This window comes from Armatimonadota bacterium (assembly GCA_031459715.1).
Lineage (GTDB): Bacteria > Sysuimicrobiota > Sysuimicrobiia > Sysuimicrobiales > Humicultoraceae > Humicultor > Humicultor tengchongensis.
In genome coordinates this window covers 1-2,948 of the sequence record JAVKIA010000073.1, presented here as the reverse complement: position 1 = coordinate 2,948, position 2,948 = coordinate 1, and the positions used below count along the sequence as shown (strand labels likewise).

Annotated in this window: 2 protein-coding genes; both read right to left on the bottom strand. The window is 71.2% G+C overall.

Going from position 1 to position 2,948, the window contains the following annotated elements; translation table 11 throughout:
* Positions 1-924: nucleotide sugar dehydrogenase (locus QN152_13800; protein MDR7540576.1), on the bottom strand; the 924-nt coding region annotated here is incomplete at its 3' end.
* A gap of 24 nt (positions 925-948) precedes the next feature.
* A complete protein-coding gene (locus QN152_13795) occupies positions 949-2,742 on the bottom strand; it encodes a hypothetical protein (protein MDR7540575.1) in 1,794 nt (597 codons plus the stop codon).
* Positions 2,743-2,948: the final 206 nt, after the last annotated feature.

Genomic DNA, 2,948 nt, shown 5'->3' with positions numbered 1-2,948 from the left:
AATGAAGTCCATGTGGAAGTCGTACTCCCGGGCCTTCCATGCCAGGTAGTAGGGGTCCACCGGGATGCAGTGCCCGCCCACCAGCCCCGGACGGAACGGCAGGAAGCCGTAGGGCTTGGTGGCCGCGGCATCGATGATCTCCCAGACGTCCAGCCCCATGCGCTCGCACAGTTGCGCCACCTGGTTCACCAGGGCGATGTTCACGTTGCGGAAGACGTTCTCCAGTAGCTTCGCCATCTCGGCCGCAGCCGGCGTGGAGACCACTCCCACCTGGGGGCCCAGGCGCTCCAGCAGCCGCGCTGCCAGGCGCGCGCTGGTCGGGTCGCACCCGCCCACCACGACCGGCACCCGCTCGATCGGGTAGCGGGCGTTGCCCGGGTCGATCCGCTCGGGGGCAAAGGCCAGGAAGACGTCGCGGCCAACCACCCGGCCCGCCCCCTCCAGCGCCGGCCGCACCACCTCATCGGTCGTCCCCGGGTAGCTGGTGCTGCGCAGGACCACCAATTGCCCCGGACGGCCGCAGCGCGCCACCTGGGCCGCGGCCTCTGAGATGTGGCGGACGTCTGGTTCCTTCTGCTGGGTGAAGGGCGTGGGCACGCAGATGAAGATAGCGTCGCACTCCCCAAGCACGGCCGGGTCGGTCCCAACCGCAAGCCGGCCGGCTGCCACCTCCGCCCGCACCGCCTCCTCCGGCACCTCCCGCAGGTACGATCCGCCGGCGGCCAGCGCCTCCACCTTGGCGGGATCCACGTCCAACCCCCGTACCGGGAATCCCCGCCTGGCATAGGCCAGCGCCAGAGGCAGGCCGACGTAGCCCAGGCCCACCACGCCCACCGTGGCCGTCCCGGCGTCGATGCGGGCCGCCAGCGCCTCGGCCAGACGCGCGCCGGTGACCTCAGAACTGGTGCCGATCAAAGGCCTCATGGCCCCGACCTCCCAACACGCCCCTCATACGAGCACGAACCCCGCCACGCGGGCGCGCGCCCCCGCCTCCCGACACGCGCCAACGACCTCCTCCACCACCTCAGGGGGAGCGGACGGCACCGCCACCAGCACTTCCTCCACCCCGTAGCGGCGGACCAGCTCGCCCAGGTCCCGCCGGCTCCCCAGCACGCGCACCCCCTGCACCACGGCGCCGCGCTTGCCCGGGTCATCGTCGATGAAGCCCACCGGCCGGTACCCCAGCGACGGGTTCTGCCGCAGCTCCTGGAGCAGCAGCACTCCCCCGCTCCCCGCCCCGAAGATGAGCACGGGCCGACCGCGCACCGTCTGTGCGACCAGGTACTCGCGGATGATGCGCAGGGAGAATCGACTGGCGCCCAGCAGGAGCACCGTAAGCAGCCAGTCCAGGATCAGCGCGGCGCGGGAGAGGCCCCCAAGCCCCGTCCAGACCCACAGGGCCGCCACCGCGGCTGCCGAACCGAGCGTCGCGCCCTGGGCCAGCCTCAGGAGGTCCAGGGCTCCGGCGTAGCGCCAGGCGCCGCGGTAGACCCCCGTGAGCGCCAGTGCCGCCAGCTTCACCGCCACCACAAGCGGCAGCGCGTGCGCCACCCCCGCTGCCACCGTAGGCGGCAGGGTCCCCTCAAAGCGCAACAGGTGAGCGGCGACGAAGGCCGTCGGGACCAGCACCAGGTCGGTCAGCATGACCGCGATCCACTTCTTCTGGAGGAACGGCGCCGGGAGGGCGGTGTGCCCGTCCAACGGAATGCGTGCGCCTCGCCCGTCCCCGTCGCCTCCGGTCGCTCCTCGCTCGTACACACGCACCTCCGCCAGCACCAGCCCCAGCGCCGCAAACCCCAGCGCCAGCAGTACGCTCAGGATCAGCCCCGTCAGGATGTTGAGGCCCGTTACCGCCAGCCCCGCAGCCCCTGCCGCCGCGCTGAGGACGTACAGCAGCACGACGGCCTTTCGCTCGGGCAGACCCAGGGTGACCAACCGGTGGGCGGGGTGGTCGCGGCCGCCCTGGAAGAGGGGCCGGCGATGCAGCAGGCGCAGCACGGTGACCGTGGCACTGTCGAAGATGGGCACGGCCAGAATCAAGCCGGGCACGAGGACGGTGAGGAGGACGCTGCCCACGTCCCGGTGAGAGCCCAGAACGGCCAGGGTGGCCAGGGTGAAGCCGAGGAAGCCGCTGCCGCCATCGCCCATGAAGATGCGCGCGGGCGGGAAGTTGTGCAGCAAGAACCCCAGCGCCGCCGCGGCCAGCAGTAGGGCCGGCAGCGCCACGTGACCGGCGCCGTCGAACGACAGGACCGTCAGCCCCACCGCCGCAATCACCGCCACGCCGGCCGCCACCCCGTCCATGTTGTCCAGCCAGTTGAACGCGTTGGTTGCCCCCAGGATCCAGAAAGCCGCCAGCGGTACGCCCAGCAGGGGCGGCAGCAATTCGAACCGCACGCCCAGGAGCACAGGAAGGAAGGCGCAGAGGATCAGCAGCGTGAGTTTCGGCCGGTTCTCCAGCGGCCGCAGGTCGTCCAGGAGGCCTACCAGGAAGACAAACGCTCCACCGACGAGCAGGGCCGCCGGGGCCGCGCCCAGGCCCGGTCTGGCGAAGAGCAGCAGTGGCACCGTGAACCCCAGGTAGATCGCCACCCCGCCCAACCGTGGAACCGGTCGGCGGTGCCAGCGGTCTTCCCGCGGGCGGTCGACCAGCCCGAGCCGGGGCGCGAGCGCCCGGATCCCCAGGGTGAGCAGGAAAGTCAGCGCAAAGGCCGCAATCGCAGGGACCAGTGACGATGCCACGGTCCTCAGGTCTCTTTCAGGAAGGCGCAGTGACGCCGGCTCAGACGTGCGCGGCGGTGGTGAGCCGCTGACGCACGTCCTCGATCACGCGGACCAGGATCTGATCCAATGACATGCTCGGCTCGTACCCCACCGCCTGCCGCAGCCTGGTGATGTCGGGGACGCGGTAGTAGATGTCCTCAAAGCCGCGGCCGTATGCCTCCTCG